Raw genomic sequence first — 26,818 nt, 5'->3', positions numbered from 1 at the left:
CCCCGGAGTATTTTCACAAAGATGAAATCCGGGATCGGCCTGTTCTGCGGGTTCAGAGCAGGCGGACCTGCGTGCCGATCTGAACCAGCGGGTAAAGTTGTTCGACATGCTCGTTATAGAGACCGATGCAGCCGGACGAGCTTTGCCGGCCGATCTTGCGGGTGTCTTGGGTGCCGTGAACGAGATAGGCGGGCCAGTCGAGATACATGGCGCGCGTGCCCAGCGGATTGCCCGGTCCGCCTTCCATGAAGACGGGCAGGCTGGGGTCGCGCTTGCGCATGTTGGGGGTCGGGGTCCAGCGGGGGTTTTCGGCCTTGCGCACGATCCTGGAATAGCCGCGGCGCGTCAGTTCCTCGGACATCGGCACGGAAGAGGGGAACAACAGGTAGGTGTTGTCATCCGGTCCCCAATAATGCAACGCCCGGCTGGTTATGTCGGCGAGAAGGCATCCCTTGCCCAGCGAATCAAAGTGATCCTGCCAGCGCTGCATCCGGAACGAGGAACTGTTTCGGCGCACCGGCACGCGATCGCGGATCGCGGCTTCGGAGTCCGGGAAGGCATCGGTTGATTGTGCGCGGAGCACTGCCGGCGTTGCCAGGGCGGTTGCGACGCCCAGGACAAGGGAGCGCCTGCTGAGGTTGGTCTTGGTCATTTCGTCGCCTCGCGATCACGTCTTTGCTGATATTTATGATCGGCAACGCCATGATGCAAACGGAGAAGCCGCGACATCATCGACCATCACGAGAATGTTAGGGGCCGTTGCGGTACGGACGATCGCAGGCCCCGATCGCGCGGCGGTTGAGGTGAGGAAACCCACTCGCCATGCAATGTCTTGAACTTGATCGAAAAGCCGCGGCCTGATAATGTCATTTTTGTGAAGCCGGGTGTTCGTCGCCCGGTTGGTAACGAGATTTGGGAACAGGGACTTGAACATATGAATAGGAAACTACTGGCGATCTGCGCAGCAGGTGCCTTGATGCTGGCGGGGGTCGCCCAGGCATCGACTTTCACGATCGGGGCCGGCTCTTCTGTCGACCTGACGCCGGTTGACGGCTTTTTCTCGGGCTGCACCGGTTCTGGCGACTGTATCAGCGAGAGCCTGGCGGATGGTCTGATCGGTACGACATTCGAATTGAACAATGTCGGCGATTCCGAGACTTTCGATTTTCTGACCTTTACCGGCAACGGGACCGGGTTCTACGAGAACTACACGGCGTCGGCGACACTCGCCTTCGACGCGCCGACCATTGCAGCGTCCAGTGGCGGTTCGGGTGGTGTCGTCGGTGTCATCGGCGGTTTCATCGGGGCCGGAGAGCTTCAGTGGGACGACGTGCCGGTCGATGTTGCGTTCGGCAACACCGGGATCGTGTCGATCAACTTCCAGGGTGGGCGCACAATCCTGCCCGGCTCGTCGATCACCACGACCGCGACCGTCACGCTGGTGCAAGCTGACATTTCGCCGGTGCCGCTGCCGGCGTCGGGTCTGTTGCTGCTGGGCGGCATGGGTGGCCTCGTCGCCATGCGCCGCAGAAAGAAAGCGGCCTGATACCAGCGATTTCGCAGGGGTTTCGAAGGGGGCGGTCATGGGACCGCCCTTTTTTGTCGTGCCAAGGCCGGTGTAACGCCCGGAACGCAGGCGTAAAAAAGGCGCCGGATGGCGCCTTTTCGTTTCTTTCCGTGCGGTTATTCCATCACCGGAATGGAGAATTCGCCGCCGTCCTTGATGCCGCTGGGCCAGCGGGATGTCACGGTTTTGGTGCGGGTGTAGAATTTGAACGCATCCGGGCCGTGCTGGTTCAGGTCGCCGAATACCGATTTCTTCCAGCCGCCGAATGTATGATAGGCCAACGGCACGGGAATCGGGACGTTGATACCGACCATGCCGACATTCACGCGATTGGCGAAGTCACGGGCCGTGTCACCGTCGCGGGTAAAGATCGCCGTGCCGTTGCCGTATTCGTGATCCATTGCCAGTTTGAGCGCCTCTTCATAAGTTTGCGCGCGCACCGTGGTCAGAACCGGGCCGAAAATCTCGGTCTTGTAGATGTCCATGTCCGGGGTTGCGTGGTCAAAGAGATGCGCACCGACAAAGTACCCGTTTTCATAGCCCTGCAGTTTGAAGTCACGGCCATCCACCACAAGCTTTGCGCCCTGGTCGATCCCGGTCTGTACCAGGCGTTCGATATTCGCCTTGGCCGCCGCGGTGACGACGGGGCCGTAATCGACATCATCGCCAGCCGTATAGGGGCCGACCTTGAGCTTTTCGATGCGCGGCACCAGTTTTTCGATCAGGCGATCGGCGGTCTTGTCGCCCACCGGGACGGCAACCGAAATCGCCATGCAGCGTTCGCCCGCCGCGCCGTAACCTGCGCCAACCAGTGCGTCGGCCGCCTGGTCCATATCGGCGTCGGGCATTACGATCATATGGTTCTTGGCACCGCCAAAACACTGCACGCGCTTGCCTTGAGAGCACCCGGTTCCATAGATGTACTCAGCGATCGGGGTCGAACCGACAAAGCCGATCGACTGGATTTCCGGATGATACAGGATCGCGTCCACGGCCTCCTTGTCGCCATTGACCACCTGCAAGACACCCTTGGGCAAACCGGCTTCTTCCATCAACTCGGCCAGCATGAGCGGCACAGAGGGGTCACGTTCGGACGGCTTGAGGATAAAGGCGTTCCCGCAGGCAATGGCCGGGGCGAACATCCACATCGGGATCATCGCGGGGAAATTGAACGGGGTGATCCCGGCCGTCACGCCAAGCGGTTGGCGCATGGAGTACATGTCGATCCCGGGGCCGGCGGCATCGGTGAATTCGCCTTTGAGCATCTGCGGAGCGCCGATGCAGTATTCGACCACCTCAAGACCGCGCTGAACGTCGCCGGCGGCATCGGGCAGCGTCTTGCCATGCTCGCGCGACAATGCCTCGGCGAGCTTTTTCATGTCACGGTTCAGCAGGTCGACGAATTTCATCAGGACACGCGCCCGACGCTGCGGGTTGGTCGCTGCCCAGCCGACCTGTGCGGCCTTGGCGGCTTCGACCGCTTCTGCCAGTTCCTCTCCGTTGGCAAGCGGCACTCTGGCCTGCACCTCGCCGGTGGCAGGGTTCATGACATCGGCAAAGCGGCCGGATTGCCCCTTAACATGAGCGCCGTTGATGTAATGTGTCAGCTCTTGCATATGCTGTTCCTCCTGAAGACGATTTGGCGCGACCATAGTATTGCAAAATCACATTGAACAGACGCAAGATTTCAAAAAGGCTTTGCAGAATTGTAGGGGTGAGCGATGGAACCGCATTGGGATGATGTCCGGATATTTCTGGCCGTGGCCCGGCACGAGAGCCTTTCCGCAGCGGGGAGGGTGCTCAAGATCGATCCGGCGACCGTCGGGCGGCGGGTGTCGCGGCTCGAATCGGCGTTCGGGGTGCCGTTATTCGTCAAATCACCGCAGGGCTACGCACTGAGCGAAGCGGGCGAACGGTTTCTTGAACACGGTGAGGCAGCAGAGCAGGCGATGCGCGCGGCCACCGAAACGCTGGACCGCCAGAGCGAGGGCATGACCGGGCAGATGCGGATCGGTGCGCCGGATGGCTGTGCGAATTATCTGCTGCCGCAGGTATGCGCCAGGCTTGGCCGGGAAAATCCCGATCTGGACATTCAGATCGTGGCCTTGCCCCGTGTCGTCAACCTGTCGCGCCGCGAGGCGGACATGGCCATTGCCGTCAGCGCGCCATCGGCCGGTCAGTTGCTGGTCAAGAAGATCACGGATTACAAGCTGCATCTGGTCGCGAGCCAACGCTATCTGCGCAACAGTCCGGCGCTTGAGACGGTCGAAGACCTGCGAGGGCGCCGTATGGTGGGATATATCCCGGACATGATATTTGACGCGGAACTGGACTATCTCGACAGGCTTGGCGTGGAGCGCGTGCCTCTGGCGTCAAACTCGGTGCCGGTGCAGCTCAGGCTGCTGTGCCAGGATGCGGGTTTCGGTATTGCGCATGACTTCTCGCTGCCGGCGCATCGCACCTTGTGCAAGGTGCTCAGTGACAAGATCAGCCTGACCCGCAGCTTTTATCTCGTCAGGCATCAGGGGGATCAGCGCAGCCAGCGTCTGAACCGTTTTTCCGAGTCCCTGGCGAGCGGTGTGCGCGATGAAGTGATGCGACTTGAGGCGATGAGCTGACGCGCGCCGGGGCGCATGACATTGCGACCAATTGTCATCGTGGCCGAGCGCATCGGCGAGGGGAGCCTTGACACGATCTCGTATTGCGGCAAGGCTTTTTGCATTGAAATTTTGTTGCGGAGGTCACGTCAATGCTGGTGCAGCAGATCCTCAAGTCCAAGGCCACCTCGGGTGTGCTCACCATCGTGTCCACGGCGAAGGTATCGGAAGCGGCCAAGGTATTGGCTGACAACAGGATTGGTTCGCTCGTGGTGTCTGATGATGGCGGGACCACTGCGATCGGTATCCTGTCGGAACGGGACATCGTGCGCGAGCTTGCGCGGGTGGGAAGTGTCTGCCTTGAACAACCGGTCAGCGCCTACATGACGACCGAGGTCGTGACCTGCACCGCCGAGGCAACGGCGCAAAAGATACTCGAACAGATGACCGAAGGCCGCTTTCGCCACATGCCGGTGGTTGCGCCGGAAGGCAACCTGATTGGTCTGGTGACGCTTGGCGACGTGGTCAAGGCGCAACTGTCACAGCTGTCGATGGAAAAGCAGGCGCTGGAAGGCATGATCATGGGCCACTGACGCCCATGACGGAGCCGGTTGTGAAACCTCGTTTTTGAAATGAAATATTGTTTGCCAGCAAGAGCTTGCTTGCAAATTCCGGCGTTCTGGTATTGGTTCGGCATCAGCTCGCATAAGGCAGGAGAGACCCCCACATGCGCATAGCACTCTATCCCGGCACGTTTGATCCGATCACGCTGGGCCATGCCGATATCATACGGCGCGCTTGTCCGATGGTTGACCGCCTCGTGATCGGCGTTGCGATCAATCGCGACAAGGGGCCGTTGTTCTCTCTGGAAGAGCGCGTGGCCATGATCGAAGAGGATTGCGCGAAACTGGCCGAACAGACCGGCACCGAGATTGTCGTGCATCCGTTCGAAAACCTGTTGATCGATTGCGCGCGGGATGTCGGGGCCCAGACCATCGTCCGGGGGCTGCGGGCCGTGGCGGATTTCGAATACGAGTATCAGATGGTGGGCATGAACCGCATGCTGACCGACGATGTCGAAACGGTATTCCTGATGGCCGATGCCAAGTACCAGCCGATCGCAAGCAAGCTGGTCAAGGAAATCGCACGGCTGGGCGGAGATGTGTCGAGATTCGTAACTCCGAATGTGCGCAAGGCGTTGCTGGACCGGCTGAAGCAATCGACCTGAGCACCAGCCGTCTAGCGCCAGAACGCAATCCACTCGGTGAAGGCGAGGAATTTCTTTCCGAGAAACACGAGATGCTCTGCATCGAACAGCACGACATCTGTCAGGATGAATCCGAGGATGATCAGGCCCAGAACCAGGGCGAGGCTGTTGGACATTTAGACCTCGATTGAAACGAAAACGCCCGGCCAGCTATGCCTGACCGGGCGATCATCTTCAATGGCGATCCGTGCGCGTGGTTATCAGCCGTTCAGGCGACCCATCGCGGCGGCGACATCGGCCATGCGGACCGAAAAGCCCCATTCATTGTCATACCAGGCGAGCACGCGCACCATGCGACCGTCAACGACACGGGTCTGGTCCGGCGCGAAGATGCTGCTTTCTTCGGTATGGTTGAAATCGATGGAAACCTTGGGCTCGGGATCATAGGCCATCACCTTGCCGATCGGGCCTTTGACGGCCTGCGCGACGGCGGCATTGACCTCTTCTGCCGTCACGTCACGCGCGGCGCGGAAGGTCAGATCGACAGCCGAGACATTGGGGGTCGGGACGCGGATCGCCGAACCGTCCAGGCGACCCTTGAGGTTCGGCAGAACCTCGCCCAGGGCCTTGGCCGCGCCGGTCGATGTCGGGATCATCGCCATTGCGGCGGCCCGTGCGCGATAGAGATCGTTGTGACGACGATCAAGTGTCGGCTGGTCGCCGGTATAGGAGTGGATCGTGGTCATGATGCCGTGTTCGATGCCAATGGCTTCGTCCAGCACCTTGGCCAGCGGCGCAAGGCAGTTGGTGGTGCAGGAACCATTGCTGATCATCGTGTCGCCCTTGGCGAGCATCTCGTCATTGACGCCGAAGACCACGGTTTTCTGTACGTTCTTGGCCGGGGCGGAAATCAGAACCGACTTGGCGCCGCGCTCCAGGTGGACATTGGCCTTGTTGCCGTCGTTGAACTTGCCGGTGCATTCCAGAACCACGTCGCAACCGGACCAGTCGAGTTCCTGCGGATCGTAGGTCGAGAACATCTCGATTTCGCCCTGGCCCAGATCCAGCGTGCGTTCACCGACGCGGATATCCTGCGCATAGCGCCCGTGAATGCTGTCATAGCGCAGCAGGTGCGCGGCGGTTTCGATCGGGCCTGTTGCATTGGCCTTGACGACCCGGATGTCATTGCGGCCGCTTGCCGCAATATGGCTCAGGGTACAGCGGCCAATCCGGCCAAATCCGTTAATACCGACGTTAATGGTCATACTTTGTGGCTCCACAATTTTGTGCCTTGGGGGGCATATAGCCTCGTAATCGATTCAGAAAAAGGGAGAAAAAGCCGCATTCGCAATGTGTTAGCGCAAACTGTGCCCGGTTGCGCTAACGCTTGCCCTGCAGGATCAATACGTTAGGTTGATGCAGAGCCACAGGGTAAAAAGGGACAGGGCATGAGCGGGCTTCTGGCATTACTGGACGATGTTGCGGCAATTGCCAAGGTGGCGGCGGCCTCGGTGGATGATGTTGTCGCGGCTGCGGGCAAGGCCGGCGCCAAGACGGCGGGGGTCATCATCGATGACGCGGCGGTGACCCCGAAATACGTCCAGGGATTTGCCCCTGCGCGCGAATTGCCGATCATATGGCGCATTGCGCGCGGTTCGTTCTTCAACAAGCTGGTATTGCTGCTGCCTGTTGCGATGCTGTTGGCCAATTTTGCACCCTGGCTGATTACGCCGCTGCTGATGATAGGGGGATCCTACCTGTGTTTTGAGGGGGCGGAAAAGGTGTTTCATGTGCTCTTTCCGCACGGGGACGAGCATGTGGCCGCAGACATGACGGTCAAGGATCCGGGCCATCTGGAGGAAGAGAAGGTCAAGGGGGCCATCAAGACCGATTTCATCCTGTCTGCCGAGATCATGACCATCGCGCTGGCAGCGATCGAGGCACCGAATGTCTGGATGCAGGCCGCGACACTGGCCGTGGTCGGGGCAGGGGTGACGATCGCGGTCTACGGAGCGGTGGCCGTGATTGTCAAAATGGATGATGTCGGACTGTACCTTGCGAAAAACGGCAAAACGGGCCTGGGGCAATCGCTTGGTCGCTGGCTGGTCAAGGCGATGCCGATCCTGATGAAAATCCTGTCGATCGTCGGTACGGCCGCGATGCTGTGGGTGGGTGGCTCGATCATCCTGCACGGCCTTGAGGTGCTGGGCTTCCCCTGGCTCTATCACCAGATAAGCGAGCTTGCCTCTGCCGCCGGGAGCATGGTGCCCGAGAACTGGACAGCAACGGTCAAGTGGATTGCAACAGCCACGATGGACGGAATTTTCGGCCTCTTATGGGGGATCGTGTTGATCCCGGTGGCAACACGTGTTGTCGGGCCGCTTATCGCCATGGTCTCGGGGAAGAACGACGCGGCATGACCCGCGCCGCTGAGTTGAATGCGGCGGCTCCTGATTGCAAGGATGTGCTTTTCGGGGTTTGCTGGCCAGGCAGGATCAGCGGCTGGTCAGCTTGACCTCGTACTCCTTGCCGACATGGTTTTGCACGGCGCTGATCGCATCGTCATTCATCGCCTTGCTTTGCGCATTCTCGTTCTTTTTCTTCATCTTGTTGAGATCCATTTCCAGTTCAAGCGCACCTTTGGCGCTTGTGTTGGATTCCAACCAGTATTCATATGTCCAGATCACGTCCTTGTTCGCGGCGATCGCATTGTGGGCGAATTTCGGCGATGTCTGGTTGACGAGCTTGACGAAATAGACCGGTTTCTTCACCGCGAGCTTTTTCATCTTTTTGATTTTGCTGACCATGTTGTCGCGACCTATCTTTTGCGTTCAATCTATTGGAGAATGCTAGCACACAGCCTCTCGCCAGAACAGAAAAAAGCCGCGCCCGATCAAGGCGCGGCGTTTCGGTTGCATCGGATTGCCGGTGTCAGCCCAGCAATTCCCTGACCTTGGCAACGGTGGCCTCGGCGGTGATGCCGAATTTCTCGAACAGCTCCTCGGCCGGTGCCGAGGCACCAAAGCTGTCCATGCCGATGAAACCGGCCTTGGGCGCGCGTCCCCGTTCGCCGAGCAACCAGCGATCCCAGCCTTGTCGCACGGCGGCTTCGATCCCGACCCGCACCGGGCCAGCGGGGAGTACACGCTTGCGATAGGCTTCTTCCTGTTCGGCGAAGAGTTCCATGCAGGGCATCGAGACCACCCGCGTGCCGATGCCATCCGCTTGCAGCATCTCGCGCGCCTTCATCGCGACGGACACCTCGGACCCGGTGGCGATCAGGATCGCTTGCCGTTTGCCCTCAGCCTCGGCCAGAACATAGGCGCCCTGCGCGGTCAGGTTCCTTTGCTTGTGCTCGGTGCGCACGGTCGGAAGGCCCTGTCGCGTCAGCGAGAGCACGGAGGGCGTGTTCTTGCTGGTGAGGGCCAGTTCCCAAGCCTCGGCGGTCTCCACGGTATCGGCGGGGCGGAACACATAGGTGTTCGGGGTGGCGCGGCTGATCGCCAGATGCTCGACCGGCTGGTGTGTCGGGCCATCTTCGCCGAGACCGATACTGTCATGGGTCATGACGAACACGCTGGGAATCTTCATCAGCGCGGCCAGGCGCATGGATGGGCGGGCGTAGTCGGTAAAGCACATGAATGTGCCGCCATAGGGACGGATGCCGCCATGCAGGGCCATGCCGTTCATCGCGGCCGCCATGCCGTGTTCGCGGATGCCATAATAGATATAGCGGCCCTTGCGGTCTTCGGGCGAGAAGACGCCCAGATCGCCGGTCTTGGTGTTGTTGGACCCCGTAAGGTCGGCGCTGCCGCCGATGGTTTCCTTCATCACCGGGTTCACCACCTCGAGCACCATCTCGCTCGACTTGCGCGTTGCGACCTTTTGGGCGGCTTCGCTGGCCTGTTTCTTGAGCGCACGGATCGTCGCGGGCAGGCGTTTGGGCACGTCGAACGCGTAGGCGCGGTTGAATTCGTCGCGCCGGCGCTCGGGGAGTTCTGCCAGACGTGCTTCCCATGCCGCACGTTCGGTGGCACCGCGGTTGCCGATGGCTTCCCAGGCCGATTTGATGTCGTCGGGAATGACGAACGGGCCGGTGGTCCATCCATAGGCCTGTTTGGCCGCGTTGAGCTGATCTTCATCGGTCAGCGCGCCGTGTCCCTTGGAGGTGTCCTGTGCGGCGTGGCCCAGGGCAATATGGGTCTTGCAGGCGATCATCGACGGCTTGCGCGACTTCCTGGCGGCGGTCAGCGCCGCGTCGATTGCAACCGGGTCGTGACCATCGATCTCGATCACGTGCCAGCCGGCGGCCTTGAAACGCTGCACCTGATTTGTGTTGTCTGAGAGCGCGACGGTGCCGTCGATGGTGATGTTGTTGTTGTCCCAGAGAACGATCAGCTTACCCAGTTGCAAACGTCCGGCCAGGCCGATTGCCTCGTGGCTGATACCTTCCATCAGGCAGCCGTCACCGGCGATGACATAGGTGTGGTGATCGACGATTTTCTTGCCGAAGCGCGCGCGTTGCGCTTCCTCGGCAATGGCAAAGCCGACCGAGTTGGCGATTCCCTGGCCCAGCGGACCCGTCGTCGTTTCGATGCCCTTGGCGAGGAAATTCTCGGGATGGCCTGCGGTTTTGGCTCCCCACTGGCGGAAATTCCTGATCTCGTCCAGCGTGATTTCGCGCGATCCGGTGAGATAAAGCAGCGAATATAGCAACATGGACCCATGTCCGGCCGAAAGGATGAAGCGGTCGCGATCCGCCCAGTCCGGCGCCGCCGCGTCGAATTTCAGGTGCTTCTCGAACAGGACGGTCGCGACATCCGCCATACCCATCGGCATACCGGAGTGGCCGGAATTGGCCGCGTGGACGGCATCGAGCGTCAGGGCACGGATGGCGGTCGCTTTTGACCAGTGGTCCGGGTTGGCGTTGCGCAATTCGGTAAGATCCACGTGGTCGCTCCTTTCGCGGTCAGTATGGTGTTCGCGGTAACTTGGACTGCTCAATAGCAGCCGCATCCCAAAGATCAAGCGCCTGACCGGCGCAGTTTGGCCGGTGCTTCAACGCGCAGCGGCAAGCCTTTGAAAGCAAAGGTCAGGAAAATTGCCTTGCCCTTGCGTAGACTGCTAAGAATTGGGGAACAAGATCGATTCGTCCGTAGGTGCTTCGCGCTGCGGGACAGGATCAACAGGCAAAACGTACGATATAATTCGATGCGTGCGAAAGGTGAGGGGCATGAGTCAGATCGAAGAATTGCAAAGCCGCATCACGTTGGCGATGGCACGGATCGACGCCGGCGTCAGCCAGTTGGCGGAACAGACAAGCGATACGGCTCCGGGTCCGGATCTTGCCGCAGCGCTGGAAGAGGAAAGGCGCGCCAGCGCGCATCTGGAAGACAGGTTGCGCGCGCTGCGTGCCGAACATGACGACGAGATTGCAGCGCTGCGGGCGGATCTCGACCGGGCGACCGAGATCGAGGCGCTGAAGGACCAGATTGCCGAGTATGACCAGGCCGTGGAGCAACTGGACATGGATTTGCAACGGCTGCGCGAAGCCAACGAGCAATTGCGCAACAGCAACGCGGCGCTGCGCACGGCAAATGAGAATGGCGTCGGCAAACCGCGGCTTATCAACAAGGCAATGCTCGCCGAACTCGAGGCGCTGCGGGCCACGCGCGCGACCGAAGTGGCGGAGGTCGGCGTGATCCTGGCCAGGCTGAAGCCGCTCCTGGGCGATGCAGATGGCGCGGCCGAAACGGAGGACATGTAATGCCGGAAGTCACAATTCGCATCGGGGGCCGCTCGTTTAACGTGGCATGTCAGGATGGCGAAGAGAGCTTTCTGCATTCTGCGGCCGGGATGCTGGACGAGGAAGCGCAGGTGCTTACCGACCAGGTTGGCCGGATGCCCGAGGCGCGGATGCTGTTGATGGCCGGGCTCATGCTCGCAGACAAGACGGCGGCATCCGAAGAGCGCGTCAGAGAGCTTGAGACGGCCCTCGCCGAGCGCCAGGCCGAACTCGAACATCTGCGCGACGCCCCGAAACCCGCGCCCGAACGGATCGAGGTTCCGGTGGTCCCGCAGGCGGTGACGGACACCTTGGCAGAGCTGGCCGCACGGGCAGAGGCATTGGCGGGCGAGATCGAGGACAAGGCGCGGAAATGAGGGCGCTGATGGCCGTCATGGCCATGACGTGCGCGCCCCTGGAAACAGTCGCGCAAGATGGCCCTGACATCTCGAGTCGCGTCTTTCAATGCGAACGCGGGGTGCTGTTGCCTGTCACCTTTATCACTCCGCTGGAAGGTGCCGGATCGGCGGTGATGCAGATCGAAGGCAAGCAGGTTGCGATGCGCGCGCTGCCGACCGCATCTGGCGTGTGTTATGTCTCACTCGATGAGCAGGACAGCTATCGGCTCCATATCAAGGGTGACGAGGGTTTCGTGACGCATATGGCCGCGGACCACACGGCCGAGGAAGAGCCGGTGCTGCGCGATTGTGCCATCATCAGGCCGTAGCAACCGCAACGTCTGTACCGTGCAGACCGCTGGCAAAACAAAACCGCCCCGGAACGGGGCGGCGATGTCGATCTGCTGTTTTCGTGAGGGTCAGCCGTTGGCTTCGCGGATCTTGTCCGCCGCCTCCTTGTCAAAACTCACGCCCTTGTTTTCGAACAGGGTGTCGAGTTCGCCGGACAGGGTCATCTCGGTGACGATGTCACAGCCGCCAACGAATTCTCCCTTGACGTAAAGCTGCGGCACGGTCGGCCAGTCGGAAAAATCCTTGATTCCCTGACGCATGGTTTCGTCTGCCAGCACGTTCACATCGGCGAATTGCACGCCCATGTAGTTCAGCACCCCCGCGACGCGCGAAGAGAAACCGCATTGCGGCATTTCCTTGGTGCCCTTCATGAACAGCACCACATCGTTGCTGGTGACGGTATCCTTGATCTGGGTTGCGATATCGCTCATCTCGCTATCCTTGTCTCGCGCCATGTGCCAAAAGGCGTGCGCGGTTTCGGTTGTCGTTTTCCGGCAGACCGGTGATCTGTCGCAATCGGTTCGGTTGGTTATGCCGGTGCCTTGGTCGTCAGCGCCAGCGCATGCAATTCCCCGCTGGAGCCGTCCATCTTGCCCTTGAGGGCCGCATAGACCGCGCGTTGCTGTTGCACCCTGTTCTGCCCGCGAAAGCTCTCGTCGATGACTTCGGCAGCATAGTGATTGCCGTCGCCCGCCAGATCGGTGATCGAGATCTTTGCATTCGGAAAACTCGCGCGGATCAGTTCTTCGATTTCATGGGCCTGCATTGCCATCTGGTGCGTTGCTCCTGCTGGTTCTGATTAGATTTAGGGTGATGCTGCTCAGGGCGCAAGGGATTGCGTCGTGGCAATTCGGCCCGGCACGTAGCGACCCGACAGGGCGCAGACCGTCTCAGGGGCGCAGGCGCTTGCCGAATGCGGCCGGATCGTCCTGCATCTGCCGCAGGATCAGATCGGCCCAGCAGGTCATGAGCCGCAGCGTCTCACCATCGAAATGGTCCTCTGCTTGCAGGCTCTGCGCCTGCGGCACGGTGTCATCGGCGGCCGCCAGAAGCGCCGGCACGAAACAGGGTGCGCCGATCCATTGGCTGTCCATCTGTTCGGCGTCGTCGCGATAACGGGTGATGAACCAGTCGCAGAGCGATCGGGACAGGCGTAGCCGTTCGAACGGGCGCAGCGACGGCGTGGCATGAAGCAGGCGTCCGAACTGTTTGCCGAACGGAATGGCCGAGGGGTGTTCAGCGCCAAGTCGCTCGGCAAAACGGCGTTGCAGCAGGCGCATGAGGGCAAGGTCGGCGAGGGAGAGCGAGGCATTTGCATCGGTGATGTCGCCAAGCTCGTAAGCGCGGCCTTCAAGGATCAGCCCCAGGAAGTCATGACGCACATCGCCACGGGCCAGACGATCCCGCGTGAACGGGCGCACGATCAGCCGGTCGCCGAACACATCGCGCCACTTTTGCAACCGCGCGACATAGTCGAGCCGTCCGAGACGATCCATGCGCGTGGCGAACTCCTGCATGTCGCCGGTGGTGTGACCGTTTTTGAGGTTCTCGGCAAATTGCGACAAAAAACGACTGGTATGCGGTCGTACATAGGCAATGACCCGCAAACTTTCGGCATGGTCGGGAATGTGCTGACGCAAGGCTGCGGCGACCCGGTTGGGCGACGAGAATTCGAACAATTCGGTCGAAATCACCCCCACATCCCACTCCGCAGAGGCAAAGCTGCGCCCGATGGCGCCCCAGCGCTTGTCCAGCAGATGCTTGTGCGTGGTCAGGGTACGGGCCAGCATCCCATGCTGCATCGGGCGCGGATAGAGCAGGGCGGTTCCCGGTGTTGCAAGGCCCGACCCCGCCAGCGTGGTCTGGATGGTGGTCGATCCGGTCTTGCAGTCGCCGATATGCAGGTAAAGCTGTTGTGTCATTCCTCAGGTGAGCGCGTCGTGAAACGCGCTGCGATAGGTTTGGGACAACTCGGACAGGGGCGCGGATACCGAGCCGATCTGAATCGCATCACCGGTAAACCGACCGACCGACGCCACCGTGACGCCGGCCTGACCGGCGGCAATCATCAGCGCCTCGGCCTCGTCGAAGTTGCAGGCCACGAGATAGCGCGCCTGATCCTCGCCGAACAGGAATTCGGTCGACGCGTCGTCAAGATGCACGCCGACGCCGGCGCGCTCGGCGAGCTCGAATGCGGCAAGCGCCAGTCCGCCATCCGACAGATCCGTGCAGGCGGTGACGAGGTTGCGATTGGCGCGGATGAATTCGCCATTGCGTTTTTCGGCGTCCAGATCGACCGCCGGCGCGTCGCCATCTTCGCGGTTGAAAACTTCGGCGAGAAGCGCCGATTGACCGAGATGACCGAGGGTTTCGCCCACCAGGATCGCCACATGCCCGTCGCGCACGTCGCACCCGATGATGTCGTCGGTGTGATCCAGCAACCCGACCGCCCCGATGGTGGGGGTGGGCAGGATCGCCGCGCCGTCGGTTTCATTGTAGAGCGACACGTTGCCCGACACGATCGGCATATCAAGCGCCGAACAGGCCGCGCCGATGCCCTTGAGCGCGCCGACGAACTGGCCCATGATCTCGGGTTTTTCCGGGTTGCCGAAATTCAGGTTATCGGTGGTTGCAAGGGGCCTCGCACCCACGGCACACAGGTTGCGCCATGCCTCGGCAACCGCCTGTTTTCCACCTTCTTCGGGGTTGGCGCGGACATATCGCGGCGTGACATCGCTGGTAAATGCCAGTGCCTTGTCGCTGCCGTGCACCCGCACGATGCCCGCGCCAAGGCCCGGCGTCCGTGCGGTGTCGGCCATGACCATCGTGTCGTATTGTTCGTAGACCCATTGCTTGGCGGCGTAGTTGGGCGAGGAAATCAGCGCCCGCAATCCGTCGATCGGATCGATGCCGGGCACGTCGGCGAGCGGTTCCGCCGGCGGGGTGGGAACCCAGGGGCGATCGTATTCCGGTGCGGACCCCGAGAGGGTGGCAAGCGGCAGATCGGCCATGACCTTGCCCTGATGTTCAATGATGAAACGATCTTCGGCGATGGTTTCACCAACGATGGCGAAATCCAGATCCCATTTCTCGAACACGGCGCGTGCCTCGGCCTCGAGTTCGGGATTCAGCACCATCAGCATCCGTTCCTGCGATTCCGACAGCATCATTTCGTAGGCGGTCATGTTCGGTTCGCGCTGCGGCACCGCGTCAAGATTGAGCCGCACGCCAAGCCCGCCCTTGTCGCCCATTTCGACCGCCGAACAGGTCAACCCGGCCGCGCCCATATCCTGGATCGACACGACCGCGCCGGTCTGCATCAGTTCGAGCGTGGCCTCCATCAGACGCTTTTCGGTGAACGGGTCGCCGACCTGAACGGTGGGGCGCTTTTCCTCGATGGTGTCGTCGAACTCGGCGCTGGCCATCGTTGCCCCGCCGACACCGTCGCGCCCGGTCTTGGCCCCGAGATAGACGACCGGGCGGCCAACGCCGCTGGCGGCGGAATAGAAAATCTTGTCGCTGTCCGCGAGTCCGGCAGCAAAGGCATTCACGAGACAGTTGCCGTTATAGGCGGGGTGAAAGCGCACTTCGCCACCCACGGTCGGAACGCCGAAACAATTGCCGTATCCGCCGATGCCTTCGACCACGCCATTGACCAGCTGCCGGGTCTTGTGGTGCCCGATCTCGCCAAAGCTGAGCGAGTTCATGGCCGCGATCGGGCGCGCACCCATGGTGAACACGTCGCGCAGGATGCCGCCCACACCGGTCGCGGCACCCTGATAGGGTTCGATATACGAGGGGTGGTTGTGGCTCTCCATCTTGAACACCACGGCCTGACCGTCGCCGATATCGACGACACCGGCATTCTCGCCAGGGCCGCAGATCACCTGCGGTCCCGAGGTCGGCAGCGTGCGCAGCCATTTCTTGGACGACTTGTAGGAACAATGTTCGTTCCACATGGCCGAGAAGATGCCAAGCTCGGTGAAGGTGGGCTCGCGGTCGAGGATACGCAGGATTTCCGCGTATTCATCGGGTTTCAGCCCGTGGTTTTCGATCAGCTCAGGCGTGATGGCAGGCTCTTGCATCCGGACGTTCCCCAGGGTGGCGTAATGGCGCCGTTGTTAGTGCAAGCCGCGTCCGGGGAAAAGCCCTGTTCCCAACTTGCCGCAATTGCGCCGTTGAAACGGGCGCGGGCGGATGTCAGATCGGGCATTGGCCTCGATGCGCCGCGTCATCCGTTGGAGGCAGAGGCTCTATTTCTTGGCGTCCTGATCTTCGATCTGGGCCTGCACGACGCCGCTGGCCGCGGCCGCGACGGCCTGTTTCTCGGCATCGCTCATCGTGTCGTCGTGATCGAGCCCGGGTATGGCCACGCGCACCTCGCGGCGGGCGAATTCGATCCCGTTCTCGGCGAATTCCTTGCGGACGCGATTGTAGATCTCCTTGCGGATGGTGAATTGCGTGCCGGGCTTTGCCATGAACTTGCCGCGCATGACGATGCCGACATCGTCGAATTGCAGCACGCCCTGGCTCTTGAACGGTTCGAGGAAATCGTCCTTGTAAAGATCGTCCTGCATCATCTCGGCACCGATCTTCTTGAAGATCTTCTTGACCTTGTTGGGATCGGTGTCGAACGGGACGGTGAACATCAGCTTCATGATGACCCAGTCGCGGCTGAAATTGGTGACCTTTTCGATGCTGCCATAGGGGATGGTGTGCACGTTGCCGCGATGGTGGCGAAGCTGCATCGAGCGGATCGAGATTTTCTCGACCGTGCCCATGGTGCCGCCGACATCGACATATTCGCCGACGCGAAAGGCATCGTCGATCAGAAAGAAGATGCCCGAGACAATATCCGTGACCAGCTTTTGCGCGCCGAACCCGATGGCGAGACCGAGGATGCCGGCCCCGGCGAGAAGCGGGGTGATGTCCACGCCCAATGCCCCGACCGCCAGCAGCGCAAAGATGACGACAATCGCCACCTGCGCGCAAAGTCGCAGCAGAGGAAGCACAGTGGCCAGCCTGGAACCGCCGGCGCCGCCGCCTTCGCCGCCTGCCGCGTCTTCGCTGACCGGTCCTGAACTGGTTTGTTCCCTGGCCAGCTTGCGATTGATCCAGAGAGAGACGACCTCGAACACAATGTAACCGATGGCGAGTGTGATCAGGAATTCGACCAGCCGCGCGCCGAGGCCCTGTCTTTGCGAGGTAAAGTCGGCGATGTGCATGTCCCAGGCATTCGCGATCAGCAAGAGTACGATACCCGCGATCAGAACGCGACCGATCCGGATGTAACTGCGTTTGGTGGCGCGATAGGCCTTTTCCGCAATCGCGCCTTCTCCGATCATCGGCGGTACGAGGTGGCGAACCAGTCCGCGCACGAGCATGTCGAGCGGAGGAGCGAGAATGAGCCAGAACATCGTCGTATAATGCGCGCCCTTCTGCAGGGACGCGGTTTGGCCGAGCCCCGTCAGCGTCGTGACAAGCACCCACATGCCCGCAGCGACAGCCACCACGTAATAGGGGTAATTGCGGGCAACCAGTTCATCGTATTCCGACCGATCCGGGTCCGAACCGCGCATCAGTTCGACCAGCCCCTCGCGCGCGGTCCAGGCGATGATGACGATATAGATGTAGACGGCGCTATCGAGCCAGAAGCCAAGACGTGTTTCGGCCAGCGGATAACCGAAGTTCAAATTGAAACTGACCACGAAAATTGTGAAACCGCACAGCAGGATGAGACCGACAAGGTTCCTGTGCAGGTATCGGGCCCATTTGTCACTTAGTCTAACCAGTCGCAGGGCGGGTTTCTCGGGGGCGAGCACCAGACGCGACACCGCCGCGCCAAGGCGCGGCCACCACACGAGGTATGTGGCAAAGGGGGCAACAAAGCTCGCCTGTTGCGCATCCAGCAACGCCTTGCCGACAGTGCGGACCGTGATGTAGAAGACGATCAGGCCGAAAATCTCGCGCATGAAGCGCCGGAAGAGAAAGTTCAGCGATTCCGACAGGGTTGCCGTGTCCGAGTGTGGAATGCTGCGTTGCCAGCGTTTCGTCAGCCGTACCGCCAGATATTCGACGCCAAAACCGATTGCCAGCGCGATCGCCATCAGACCGAACATCTTGAACACACCGCCAGCGCCGCCGAAATCATTGAAAAAGATCGCGATGGTTTGCCCCTGTCTCTGGACGAGCGTGGGCAGCTTGGAGATCGCATCCAGTGGATTGGAGTAGAAGGCGACCCAAAGGGTGTTGAGGCGGCTGAAGAGGCCGGGCTTTGCGGCCGCGTCGTGCTTTTCGGTGGCCGCCACGGCGTCAAGCCGATCCAGCAACATGGCGCGCACCTGATCGTCCGACATTCGTGCTACCATCTCGCGTACGGCGTCCTGGGTGAGCGGTTCGGGAAGTTCGGCCAATGCGGATGGTGCGCTGCTGCCTGACTCGCTGTCCACCTGTGTCTGGCACTGCGCCCCGGTCGCCGCGACTGTCTGAAGAGCAATGATGGTCAAGACAATTGCGCAAAGGCGCGAAACAGGACCCATATTTCAACTCCCCGGTGCCGTATTTCTGCTGTTGTGGTCCTCATTGGCGTGATTTCGCTGAAAATTCAACAGATTTGGACATTTCCGCTTGCTCTGGCGCATCGGCGAGAACGCGGCGCGGATGCGCGGGCAAAAAAAAGGCCGAGCACTAAGCTCGGCCAAAGTCCAACAGGGAGGTATGAAGTGATGAGCTTTTGGGCATCAATCGCTTCACAAGTTCAATTAAGTGTCGGTTTCTGTTCGATCAAGGTCCATAATGACGCATCAAGGGCAAAGCTGCTATGCAGCTACTGCATGTCTTGGTTATTTTCTAGTGATCTCAAATGCTTACGGTAGGTAATGATCTCTTCCTGCACAAAGTCCCGAAAGGCGGCAATCCGCTGAGATTGTCGCAACTCCTCGGGATAGGCGAGGAACACCGGAACATCGGCCGATTCAATCTCGGGCAGGACCCGCACCAATTGCGGGAAATCGTGGGTCACGTAATCCGGCAGGACGCCAATCCCGACATTGTGCAAGACGCCTTGCAGGACGCCAAAATAGTTGTTGATCGTGAGGGTCGAACGCGGATTGTACGCCATCAGCGATTGCACCAGCGTCGCGCCCGCCACGGCCTGAGCGGCATCGGTTTTCTGACAGATCAGCCGGTGGTCCGCGATATCTTCGATGGTCTGCGGAATACCGTTCTGATCCAGGTATTCGCGGGATGCATACATCAGCATCTGTACCGACATCAGACGCTTGCGGATCAGATCGGCCTGGCTTGGTTCCTTCATCCGGATGGCGACGTCAGCCTCGCGCATGGGCAGGTCCAGAACGCGTTCATCGAGGATCAGGTCGACCTTGAGTTCCGGATACTTTTCATAGAGCTTGGGCAGGCGCGGCGCCAGCCAGAGCAGCCCGAAGCCAAAGGTCGTGGTGACGCGCAATTCGCCAAAAACCTCTTCTTCGCTGTCCTTGATGCGCGCTGCGGCAGTTTCCAGCCGTTTGGACATGGAATTTGTCGCATCGAACAACAATTCGCCTTGCTCGGTCAGAATCAGACCGCGCGCGTGGCGATGAAAAAGCGTGGCACCCAGCGTGTCTTCGAGCGCGCGGATTTGCCGGCTCACGGCCGATTGGGACAGATTGAGCCGGTCCCCCGCGTGTGTCAGGCTGCCGGCATCCGCAACGGCGTGAAAAATTCTGAGCTTGTCCCAATCCATCGGTGAAGCCTTTGCTCCTGTATGTTGACCCATAAGAAGGGCCGCCATGCACTCCTTGCAACAGTCGTATCGTCGCGGCAATCGTGTTTTTGGACTATACGGGTCAGGATTTATGACCTATTATTCATATTCAGCAAGCATAATCATGTATAGCGGGAGGCCAACATGAGCACGCAAAAGATCTCGTTGAATGATCGTTTCGACCTGAGCAAAAGCCCCATCATGCTCAACGGGACGCAGGCGCTGGTCCGATTGATGCTCATGCAAAGCGCACGCGACAAGGCGGCAGGGCTGAATACGGCGGGATTGGTGACTGGGTATCGTGGATCGCCACTCGGGGCTGTCGATCTGCAGATGCAACGCGCCGCGAAACCTCTGGCGGAGCACGATGTGACGTTTCAGTTGGGATTGAACGAAGATCTCGCGGCGACGGCGCTTTGGGGGAGTCAGCAGGCGGAATTGCGAGGCGACGGCAGGTTCGACGGTGTGTTCGGTCTCTGGTACGGCAAGGGGCCCGGCATCGACCGTTCCGGCGATCCGATGAAGCACGCCAACATGGCCGGCACCAGCCGGCATGGCGGTGTCCTGATGGCGATGGGCGACGATCACACGGGAGAATCGAGCACGGTGCTGCATCAGAGCGAATGGGCGCTGGTGGACGCATATATGCCCGTGATCAGCCCGGCGGGTGTGCAGGAAATCCTCGACTACGGTATCTATGGCTATGCCCTGTCGCGATTTTCCGGCCTCTGGGTTGGGTTGAAGACGATGAAGGACACCATCGAGGTGACCTCGGTCGTGGATGGTGATCCGATGCGCATGCAACTTGTCACGCCCGAATTCGATATGCCCGAGGGCGGGCTGAACATCCTTCTGGTCGATACGCCGGCCGCGCAGGAAGCGCGTGTGATCGACTACAAGCGCTTTGCCGCCGAAGCCTTTGCGCGCGCCAACCGGATTGACAAACGGGTCTGGGGCAAACCCGGCGCCAGGATCGGTTTTGTCGCGGCGGGCAAGAACTGGCTCGATCTGGTGCACGCGATGTCGTTGCTCAATATCGATGAGACAGAAGCCGAGCGCCTGGGCATTACGACCTACAAGGTCGGCCAGACCTTTCCGCTTGACATGGACAGCTTTCATGAGTGGGCGGAGGGTCTGGACCTAATCGTCGTTGTCGAGGAAAAGCGCAAACTGATCGAGGTACAGGTCAAGGAAGCGATCTTTGACGACCGTGGCGGTCGCCGGGTGTACGGCTGGCACAAGGGCGACACTTGGGAGCACGGTCGCCGGATGGAGTTGTTCCCGACGCGCGGCGCGCTCGACCCGATCATGATCGCCGAAAAACTGGGGGCGATCCTGCTTGAAGAGGGGCGGGAAACCGATGGCATCCGGGCCGGCATGGCTGCGCTGGATGATGCGCGTCGCAACGACAATGCCGAAGAAATCGCCGCGCGCCTGCCGTATTTCTGTTCCGGTTGTCCGCATAACAGTTCGACCAGACTGCCCGATGGCAGCCGCGCCTATGCGGGGATCGGTTGCCATTACATGGCGCAATGGATGGATCGCTCCACGATTGGCTATACCCATATGGGAGGCGAGGGGGCGAACTGGATCGGTGAAGCGCCGTTCTCCAAAACCAGGCATGTTTTCCAGAACCTCGGCGACGGAACGTATAATCATTCCGGTATCCAGGCCATCCGCGCGGCGCAGGCCGCGGGGACCAACATCACCTACAAGATCCTTTACAACGACGCCGTGGCGATGACAGGCGGGCAGCATAACGAAGGCGATCTTGATGCGCCGCGCATCGCGCGAGAGCTGAAGGCCATCGGGATCGAACGGGTTGCCGTCGTTTATGATGAAAAGGAAGAGCCCGCGCGCGATGTCTTTCCCAAGGGGCTGGAATGGCACGAGAGGGCCGAGATGGATGCCGTGCAGCGCGAATATCGCGAGATCGAGGGCGTCAGCGCGATCATCTATATCCAGACCTGTGCCGCGGAGAAACGACGCCGGCGCAAGCGCGGGCAATTCCCCGATCCGGACAAGCGCGTATTCATCAATACCGATATCTGTGAGGGTTGTGGCGATTGCGGGGTGCAGTCGAACTGTGTGTCGATCGTCCCGGTCGAGACCGAACTGGGCCGCAAGCGGGCCATCGACCAGTCCAGCTGCAACAAGGATTTCTCTTGTCTGAGGGGCTTCTGCCCGTCTTTCGTAACTCTGGAGGGCGCGAGGATCAGGAAGGAAGCCACCACCGAACTGACCCTGCCGGATCTGCCGGAACCGGAACTGCCCGAGATCAACGGGACACATAACGTGGTGATAACCGGCGTTGGCGGCACCGGTGTCGTGACCATAGGCGCCTTGATGGCGCAGGCGGCGCAGATCGACGGCAAGGGTGCCGGCATGATGGAGATGGCCGGGCTCGCTCAGAAGGGCGGTGCGGTCCATATCCACTGCCGTCTGGCCAACAGGCCCGAAGACATCAGCGCGATCCGGGTCGCGACCGGCGAGGCGCATGCCCTGATCGGCGGCGACATGGTCGTCAGCGCCGGCTCCAAGACATTGGGTCTGACCAAGACGGGGCAGACCGGCGCGGTGGTGAACAGCCACGAGATCATCACCGGGGATTTCACCCGCAACACCGAGTTCGCGCTTCCGTTTGATCGCCTGGAGCTTGCGTTGCAGGCGCGGATCAAGGATCGGCTCGACCTGTTCGATGCGTCGGATCTGGCGCGCGCGACGCTGGGCGACTCGATCTTTTCCAACATGATGGTGTTCGGCGGCGCGTGGCAGCGCGGATTGATCCCGCTGAGCTATGAGGCGATCACCGGCGCGATCCAGTTGAATGGCGCGGCGGTGGAACGGAACCTGCGGGCGTTCGAAATCGGTCGCTGGGCGGTTCTCTATACCGAAGAGGCGGAGCGATTGTCACGACCCAAGGTGGTCGAACTGCCCAAGACGCTGGACGAGACCATTGCCTATCGCGCCGATCACCTGACGCAGTACCAGAACAAGCGGCTTGCAAGGAAATATCGCAGGTTCCTGGAACCGATCGAGCATGCGGACCTGAAAGAGGCGGTTGCCAGGGGGTATCACAAGCTGCTGTCCTACAAGGACGAGTACGAAGTTGCGCGTCTGTTGCTGAGCAGCCAGGAGAAGGCCGCCGCCGAGTTCGATGGCGATTTCAGGATGACATTCCACCTGGCACCACCCATTCTGGGGGGCAAGGGATCGGATGGGCGTCCGAAAAAACGCGAATTCGGATCATGGATGCGCATGCCCCTCAAGCTGTTGCGCGGTCTCAAGGGGCTGCGCGGCACGCCGCTGGACGTGTTCGGCTATAGTGAAGAACGCAAGATGGAGCGCGCCCTGATCCGACAATACGAGACGGATATGGCCGAAATCCTGCCCAATGTGACCGCGCAGACGATGGATGTCGCGATTGCGCTGGCGCGCCTGCCGCTCGACATTCGCGGCTTTGGTCCGGTCAAGGCGGCAAGCGAGGCCAAGGCGGCGAAACGGCGCGAGGAATTGCTGGCGACATTCCGCAGCGGCGGTTCGAAATTCTCGGAAGCTGCGGAATAAAGCGTTTCGCGATTTACTTGAAACATCCCGTATCAGCTAACGCGTTGAAATCTTTGATTTCAGGCAGCGTCAGGTGAGTCAGGTCTATCGCGAAATGCCATAGGAAAACTGATACAAAGCTGATGTATGCCGCCTGAACAAGACAGGTAGCGGCCCGGGCCGCTACGCAAAGATGGTGGCCTGCATGAACTCACGCCGGCATGTGGTGCGCGATATTTCCTATTCTCACTCCGCCGCGTCCCGTGGCGGTCGCGCCATGATCCGTCTGATTGAAAACAGCACCGGGCGAATCGGATTGATCCGGCGCGCGAGGGGCTACAAGGAGGAAATGGAGCAGGGGCGGGATTTCTGGTCGGTGATGGTCGAGCGATATGGCATCACGCTGAATGTGGTCGGGGGATCGCTGGCCAATATTCCCGCGGAAGGCCCGCTGATCCTGATTGCGAATCATCCTTATGGCATCCTCGACGGTTTGATGATGGGCTACATCCTGTCGCGGACCCGCGCGGATTTCCGCATCCTTGCGCATCGCATCTTTCGCAGGGCTGACGACCTGGAAAGGGTCGTGCTGCCGATTTCGTTTGACGAGGCCAAAGAGGCGGTGTGCCAGAACATCGAGACCCGCAAGGCCGCGCTTGGCTATCTGGACCGGGGCGGTGCCATCGGACTCTTCCCCGGCGGCACGGTCAGCACCGGGGTCAGGCCGTTTTCCTATCCCATGGATCCGGGCTGGCGCAGCTTTACCGCACGGATGGTCGCCAAGTCCGAAGCCACGGTGGTTCCTCTGTTTTTCGACGGTCACACCAGCCGATTGTTCCAGATTGCCAGCCATCTGCATACGAACCTGCGCATGGGTTTGCTGCTGAAAGAGTTTCACAAGCGCGTGGATCGTCCGGTCGAGGTTGTGATCGGAAAACCGCTGGGGCGCGACATTCTTGCGCCGATGACCAAAGACTCGAAAGCGATGATGGATTTTCTGCGAAAAGCGACTTATGAGCTGTCTCCAACGCCATTGAAGTCTTATGACTATGGCTGTGAGTTTGAGGACAAGCATCGCGCTTGAGCAAAATGGCAGTAGGTATTTTCGATTCCGGGCTGGGCGGGCTGACCGTTCTTGCGGCGGCGCAGAAGCGCTTGCCCGATGTGGATTTTCTGTATCTCGGAGACAGCGCGAACGCGCCATACGGGGTGCGCGATGCGGATGACGTGTACAATCTGACGACCAGGGCCGTCGAACGCCTGTGGGACGCGGGCTGCGATCTGGTGATTCTGGCCTGCAATACCGCGAGCGCTGCGGCGCTGCGCCGGATGCAGGAAGGCGGATTGCCCAAGGGAAAACGCGTGTTGGGTGTGTTTGTGCCGCTGATCGAGGCGCTGACCGAGCGGCAATGGGGGGACAACTCGCCGCCGCGCGAGGTCGCGGTCAAGCATGTAGCACTGTTTGCCACCCCCGCAACCGTTGCCAGCCGCGCCTTTCAGCGGGAACTGGCGTTTCGGGCGATCGGCGTGGATGTCGAGGCACAGGCCTGTGGCGGTGTCGTCGACGCGATCGAAGAGGGCGACATGATCCTGGCCGAGGCGCTGGTGCGGAGCCATGTGGACGCGCTCAAACGCAAGATGCCGCATCCACAGGCGGCGATTCTGGGATGCACACATTATCCGCTGATGCAGGATGCGTTTCAGGATGCGCTTGGCCAGGATGTGCAGGTGTTCAGCCAGGGCACGCTGGTGGCCGACAGTCTCGCGGATTATCTCGAACGGCACCCCGATATGCTGGGCAGGGGCGAGGCCGGCTATCTGACCACGGGCGATGCCAGCCGTGTGAGCGACCGTGCGACACAATTCCTGCGACGACAGATCAAGTTTGCTGCGGCCTGATCCGGATCAAGGCGCGACGCAGATCTCTCCGCTAGTCCTGTCCTCGCTGACACGGGCTGCTTCTCTCTACTTACGATCAAAGAACGATTCATGACATGACCCACAAAATCGCAATCCTTGGTGCCAGCGGCTATACTGGTGCAGAACTGATCCGGCTGATCGCCGGGCATCCCCACATGGAGATCGTCGCGCTGTCTGGCGAGCGTAAAGCCGGCATGAAGATGGCGGATGTGTTTCCCCATCTGCGCCACATGGCGCTTCCGACGCTGTGCAAGATCGAGGAGATCGATTTCTCCGGTGTGGACCTGTGTTTTTGCGCCTTGCCGCACAAGACCAGTCAGCAGGTGATCCGCGATCTTCCGGCGGATCTCAAGGTGGTCGATTTGTCGGCGGATTTCCGGCTGCGCGATCCCGAAGCCTATCAGAAATGGTATGGCAACGCCCATGCGGCGCTGGAGCAGCAAAGTGAAGCGGTTTACGGGCTGAGCGAATTCTATCGCGAGCAGATCCGGGGGGCGAGACTGGTTGCCGGAACCGGGTGCAATGCCGCGACCGGACAGTTCGCGTTGCGCCCCCTGATCTCGGCGGGTGTGATCGATCTGGATGACATCATCCTCGATCTGAAATGTGCGGTTTCCGGCGCGGGGCGCAGCCTCAAGGAAAACCTGCTGCACGCGGAATTGAGCGAGGGCTATAACGCCTATGCGATCGGCGGCACGCATCGGCACCTTGGCGAGTTCGATCAGGAATTCAGCGCGTTGGCGGGTCGGCCGGTCAGAGTGCAGTTCACTCCCCACCTGATCCCGGCAAACCGGGGCATTCTGGCGACGGTCTACGTCAAGGGGGATGCGAAAGAGATCTATCGGACCTTCGAGAGTGCGTATGCCGATGAGCCCTTTGTCGAACTTCTGCCGTTCGGCGAAGCTCCGAGCACCCATCATGTGCGCGGATCGAACTTTGTTCATATCGGTGTTGCCGCCGACCGGATCGAAGGCCGGACCATCGTGATCGCGGCGCTGGATAACCTGACAAAGGGAAGCAGCGGGCAGGCGTTGCAAAACGCCAACCTGATGTTGGGTGAGGACGAAACGACCGGTCTGATGATGGCGCCGCTGTTCCCCTAACGCGAAAAGACGGTTCAGTGCGGGATGCGCAATGAGGAGGGTACGTGATGCGAAACCTGAAAAAGCAACGCCGGATGCAGGTGATTGCAGTGGCGGCGGTGTCATTGCTGCTGGCGACGGCGCTGATCGGATACGGGATGCGCGACGGTATCAACTTCTTCCGAGCGCCGAGCCAGGTTCTTGAGGAACCACCTGCGCCGAGCGAAGTATTTCGAATCGGAGGGCTTGTCGAGGAAGGCACGCTTGAGCGCGGACAAGGCGAGGTGATCCGCTTTTCGGTGACGGATGGCGGGGCGTCCGTGCCGGTGACTTTCTCGGGGGTTCTGCCGGACCTGTTCGCCGAGAACCAGGGGATGATCGGCACCGGAAGCTATGTTAACGGTGTCTTTGAAGCTACTGAAATACTTGCGAAACACGATGAAACCTACATGCCAAAGGAAGTCGTGGACGCGCTCAAGGAACAGGGCGTTTACCAGGAACCGAGCGATAGTTGAGGATCGTTTTCGTGGCACGTCCGCGCGTTGTGATCGGCGGTCGTTAACCAATCTTGTGGAGATTTTCCGGCGTTGGTTCGGGAGA

General features: G+C 60.5%; 25 protein-coding genes. 13 read left to right on the top strand and 12 right to left on the bottom strand.

Translation table 11 applies throughout. From position 1 onward, the window contains the following. Positions 1-52 precede the first annotated feature (52 nt). On the bottom strand, positions 53-652 hold the full coding sequence (locus tag AB9K34_RS22605) for a L,D-transpeptidase (protein ID WP_369956916.1): 600 nt from the start codon (positions 650-652) through the stop codon (positions 53-55). 282 nt (positions 653-934) lie between these two features. Here AB9K34_RS22605 and AB9K34_RS22600 point away from each other — a divergent pair, with 282 nt between their 5' ends. Further along, positions 935-1,546 (top strand): VPLPA-CTERM sorting domain-containing protein, encoded by a 612-nt coding sequence (locus AB9K34_RS22600; RefSeq protein WP_369956914.1) that lies wholly within the window; start codon positions 935-937, stop codon positions 1,544-1,546. 137 nt (positions 1,547-1,683) lie between these two features. Here AB9K34_RS22600 and AB9K34_RS22595 read toward each other — a convergent pair whose 3' ends face one another. Continuing rightward, a complete protein-coding gene (locus AB9K34_RS22595; RefSeq protein ID WP_369956913.1) occupies positions 1,684-3,183 on the bottom strand; it encodes a CoA-acylating methylmalonate-semialdehyde dehydrogenase in 1,500 nt (499 codons plus the stop codon). A 105-nt stretch (positions 3,184-3,288) separates the two neighbouring features. Between AB9K34_RS22595 and AB9K34_RS22590 the strand changes: the two genes are divergently transcribed. The 3 genes from AB9K34_RS22590 to coaD all read left to right on the top strand — a co-directional run bounded on the left by AB9K34_RS22590 (position 3,289) and on the right by coaD (position 5,392). Beyond that, a complete protein-coding gene (locus tag AB9K34_RS22590) occupies positions 3,289-4,185 on the top strand; it encodes a LysR family transcriptional regulator (protein WP_369956911.1) in 897 nt (298 codons plus the stop codon). A gap of 131 nt (positions 4,186-4,316) precedes the next feature. Continuing rightward, positions 4,317-4,757 carry a CBS domain-containing protein gene (locus AB9K34_RS22585; protein ID WP_369956910.1) on the top strand — a complete coding sequence of 147 codons (441 nt, stop codon included), beginning with the start codon at positions 4,317-4,319 and terminating at the stop codon, positions 4,755-4,757. A gap of 134 nt (positions 4,758-4,891) precedes the next feature. Continuing rightward, positions 4,892-5,392: a pantetheine-phosphate adenylyltransferase gene (coaD, locus tag AB9K34_RS22580; protein ID WP_369956908.1), complete on the top strand. Its 501-nt coding sequence runs from the start codon at positions 4,892-4,894 to the stop codon at positions 5,390-5,392. 11 nt (positions 5,393-5,403) lie between these two features. On the opposite strand, the gene AB9K34_RS22575 is transcribed toward coaD, so the two are convergent. Both AB9K34_RS22575 and gap read right to left on the bottom strand, forming a co-directional pair. Beyond that, a complete protein-coding gene (locus AB9K34_RS22575; RefSeq protein ID WP_369956907.1) occupies positions 5,404-5,547 on the bottom strand; it encodes a hypothetical protein in 144 nt (47 codons plus the stop codon). 84 nt (positions 5,548-5,631) lie between these two features. Beyond that, positions 5,632-6,636 (bottom strand): type I glyceraldehyde-3-phosphate dehydrogenase, encoded by a 1,005-nt coding sequence (gene gap / locus AB9K34_RS22570; RefSeq protein WP_369956905.1) that lies wholly within the window; start codon positions 6,634-6,636, stop codon positions 5,632-5,634. Positions 6,637-6,819: 183 nt separating this feature from the next. On the opposite strand from gap, the gene AB9K34_RS22565 reads away from it, so the two are divergent. Further along, on the top strand, positions 6,820-7,791 hold the full coding sequence (locus AB9K34_RS22565; protein WP_369956903.1) for a DUF808 domain-containing protein: 972 nt from the start codon (positions 6,820-6,822) through the stop codon (positions 7,789-7,791). A 75-nt stretch (positions 7,792-7,866) separates the two neighbouring features. Here AB9K34_RS22565 and AB9K34_RS22560 read toward each other — a convergent pair whose 3' ends face one another. Both AB9K34_RS22560 and tkt read right to left on the bottom strand, forming a co-directional pair. After that, positions 7,867-8,178, bottom strand: a complete 312-nt coding sequence (locus AB9K34_RS22560; RefSeq protein ID WP_369956902.1) for a hypothetical protein — start codon at positions 8,176-8,178, stop codon at positions 7,867-7,869. 124 nt (positions 8,179-8,302) lie between these two features. After that, complete coding sequence (tkt, locus tag AB9K34_RS22555; RefSeq protein ID WP_369956901.1) at positions 8,303-10,321, bottom strand: transketolase; 2,019 nt, start codon at positions 10,319-10,321, stop codon at positions 8,303-8,305. A 283-nt stretch (positions 10,322-10,604) separates the two neighbouring features. Here tkt and AB9K34_RS22550 point away from each other — a divergent pair, with 283 nt between their 5' ends. The 3 genes from AB9K34_RS22550 to AB9K34_RS22540 are packed head-to-tail and all read left to right on the top strand — an operon-like array spanning position 10,605 to position 11,883. Continuing rightward, the gene (locus tag AB9K34_RS22550) at positions 10,605-11,138 is read left to right on the top strand and encodes a hypothetical protein (RefSeq protein ID WP_369956899.1); all 534 of its coding nucleotides are present in this window, start codon (positions 10,605-10,607) and stop codon (positions 11,136-11,138) included. Further along, entirely contained in the window at positions 11,138-11,533 is a 396-nt protein-coding gene (locus AB9K34_RS22545) for a cell division protein ZapA (RefSeq protein ID WP_369956898.1), read from the top strand. The genes AB9K34_RS22550 and AB9K34_RS22545 overlap by 1 nt, the downstream gene beginning before the upstream one ends. A gap of 8 nt (positions 11,534-11,541) precedes the next feature. Continuing rightward, the gene (locus AB9K34_RS22540; RefSeq protein WP_369956896.1) at positions 11,542-11,883 is read left to right on the top strand and encodes an MliC family protein; all 342 of its coding nucleotides are present in this window, start codon (positions 11,542-11,544) and stop codon (positions 11,881-11,883) included. A 90-nt stretch (positions 11,884-11,973) separates the two neighbouring features. Here the strand turns inward: AB9K34_RS22540 and grxD are convergent, their stop codons facing one another. The 6 genes from grxD to AB9K34_RS22510 form a co-directional block, all read right to left on the bottom strand. After that, a complete protein-coding gene (gene grxD, locus AB9K34_RS22535) occupies positions 11,974-12,336 on the bottom strand; it encodes a Grx4 family monothiol glutaredoxin (RefSeq protein WP_369956895.1) in 363 nt (120 codons plus the stop codon). A 98-nt stretch (positions 12,337-12,434) separates the two neighbouring features. Further along, entirely contained in the window at positions 12,435-12,677 is a 243-nt protein-coding gene (locus AB9K34_RS22530) for a BolA/IbaG family iron-sulfur metabolism protein (protein WP_369956894.1), read from the bottom strand. Between the two features lie 118 nt (positions 12,678-12,795). Next, positions 12,796-13,827 carry a hypothetical protein gene (locus tag AB9K34_RS22525; protein WP_369956892.1) on the bottom strand — a complete coding sequence of 344 codons (1,032 nt, stop codon included), beginning with the start codon at positions 13,825-13,827 and terminating at the stop codon, positions 12,796-12,798. 3 nt (positions 13,828-13,830) lie between these two features. After that, positions 13,831-15,990 (bottom strand): phosphoribosylformylglycinamidine synthase subunit PurL, encoded by a 2,160-nt coding sequence (gene purL, locus AB9K34_RS22520; protein WP_369956891.1) that lies wholly within the window; start codon positions 15,988-15,990, stop codon positions 13,831-13,833. A gap of 168 nt (positions 15,991-16,158) precedes the next feature. Further along, positions 16,159-18,411 (bottom strand): mechanosensitive ion channel family protein, encoded by a 2,253-nt coding sequence (locus tag AB9K34_RS22515; protein WP_369956889.1) that lies wholly within the window; start codon positions 18,409-18,411, stop codon positions 16,159-16,161. A 320-nt stretch (positions 18,412-18,731) separates the two neighbouring features. Beyond that, positions 18,732-19,649: a LysR family transcriptional regulator gene (locus AB9K34_RS22510; protein WP_369956888.1), complete on the bottom strand. Its 918-nt coding sequence runs from the start codon at positions 19,647-19,649 to the stop codon at positions 18,732-18,734. Positions 19,650-19,814: 165 nt separating this feature from the next. Here AB9K34_RS22510 and AB9K34_RS22505 point away from each other — a divergent pair, with 165 nt between their 5' ends. The 5 genes from AB9K34_RS22505 to ccmE all read left to right on the top strand — a co-directional run bounded on the left by AB9K34_RS22505 (position 19,815) and on the right by ccmE (position 26,733). Beyond that, positions 19,815-23,237, top strand: a complete 3,423-nt coding sequence (locus AB9K34_RS22505; protein WP_369956887.1) for an indolepyruvate ferredoxin oxidoreductase family protein — start codon at positions 19,815-19,817, stop codon at positions 23,235-23,237. 184 nt (positions 23,238-23,421) lie between these two features. After that, positions 23,422-24,300 (top strand): lysophospholipid acyltransferase family protein, encoded by an 879-nt coding sequence (locus tag AB9K34_RS22500; RefSeq protein ID WP_369956885.1) that lies wholly within the window; start codon positions 23,422-23,424, stop codon positions 24,298-24,300. A gap of 5 nt (positions 24,301-24,305) precedes the next feature. Next, entirely contained in the window at positions 24,306-25,115 is an 810-nt protein-coding gene (locus AB9K34_RS22495; protein ID WP_369957115.1) for a glutamate racemase, read from the top strand. 95 nt (positions 25,116-25,210) lie between these two features. Continuing rightward, positions 25,211-26,239 carry an N-acetyl-gamma-glutamyl-phosphate reductase gene (gene argC / locus AB9K34_RS22490; protein WP_369956884.1) on the top strand — a complete coding sequence of 343 codons (1,029 nt, stop codon included), beginning with the start codon at positions 25,211-25,213 and terminating at the stop codon, positions 26,237-26,239. Between the two features lie 47 nt (positions 26,240-26,286). Next, on the top strand, positions 26,287-26,733 hold the full coding sequence (ccmE, locus tag AB9K34_RS22485; protein WP_369956882.1) for a cytochrome c maturation protein CcmE: 447 nt from the start codon (positions 26,287-26,289) through the stop codon (positions 26,731-26,733). The last annotated feature ends 85 nt before the right edge of the window (positions 26,734-26,818 follow it).

This window comes from Sedimentitalea sp. XS_ASV28, from assembly GCF_041224545.1.
GTDB lineage: Bacteria > Pseudomonadota > Alphaproteobacteria > Rhodobacterales > Rhodobacteraceae > Sedimentitalea.
Note: the sequence above shows the minus strand (reverse complement) of the source record. Positions and strands in the feature narration are given on the sequence as shown.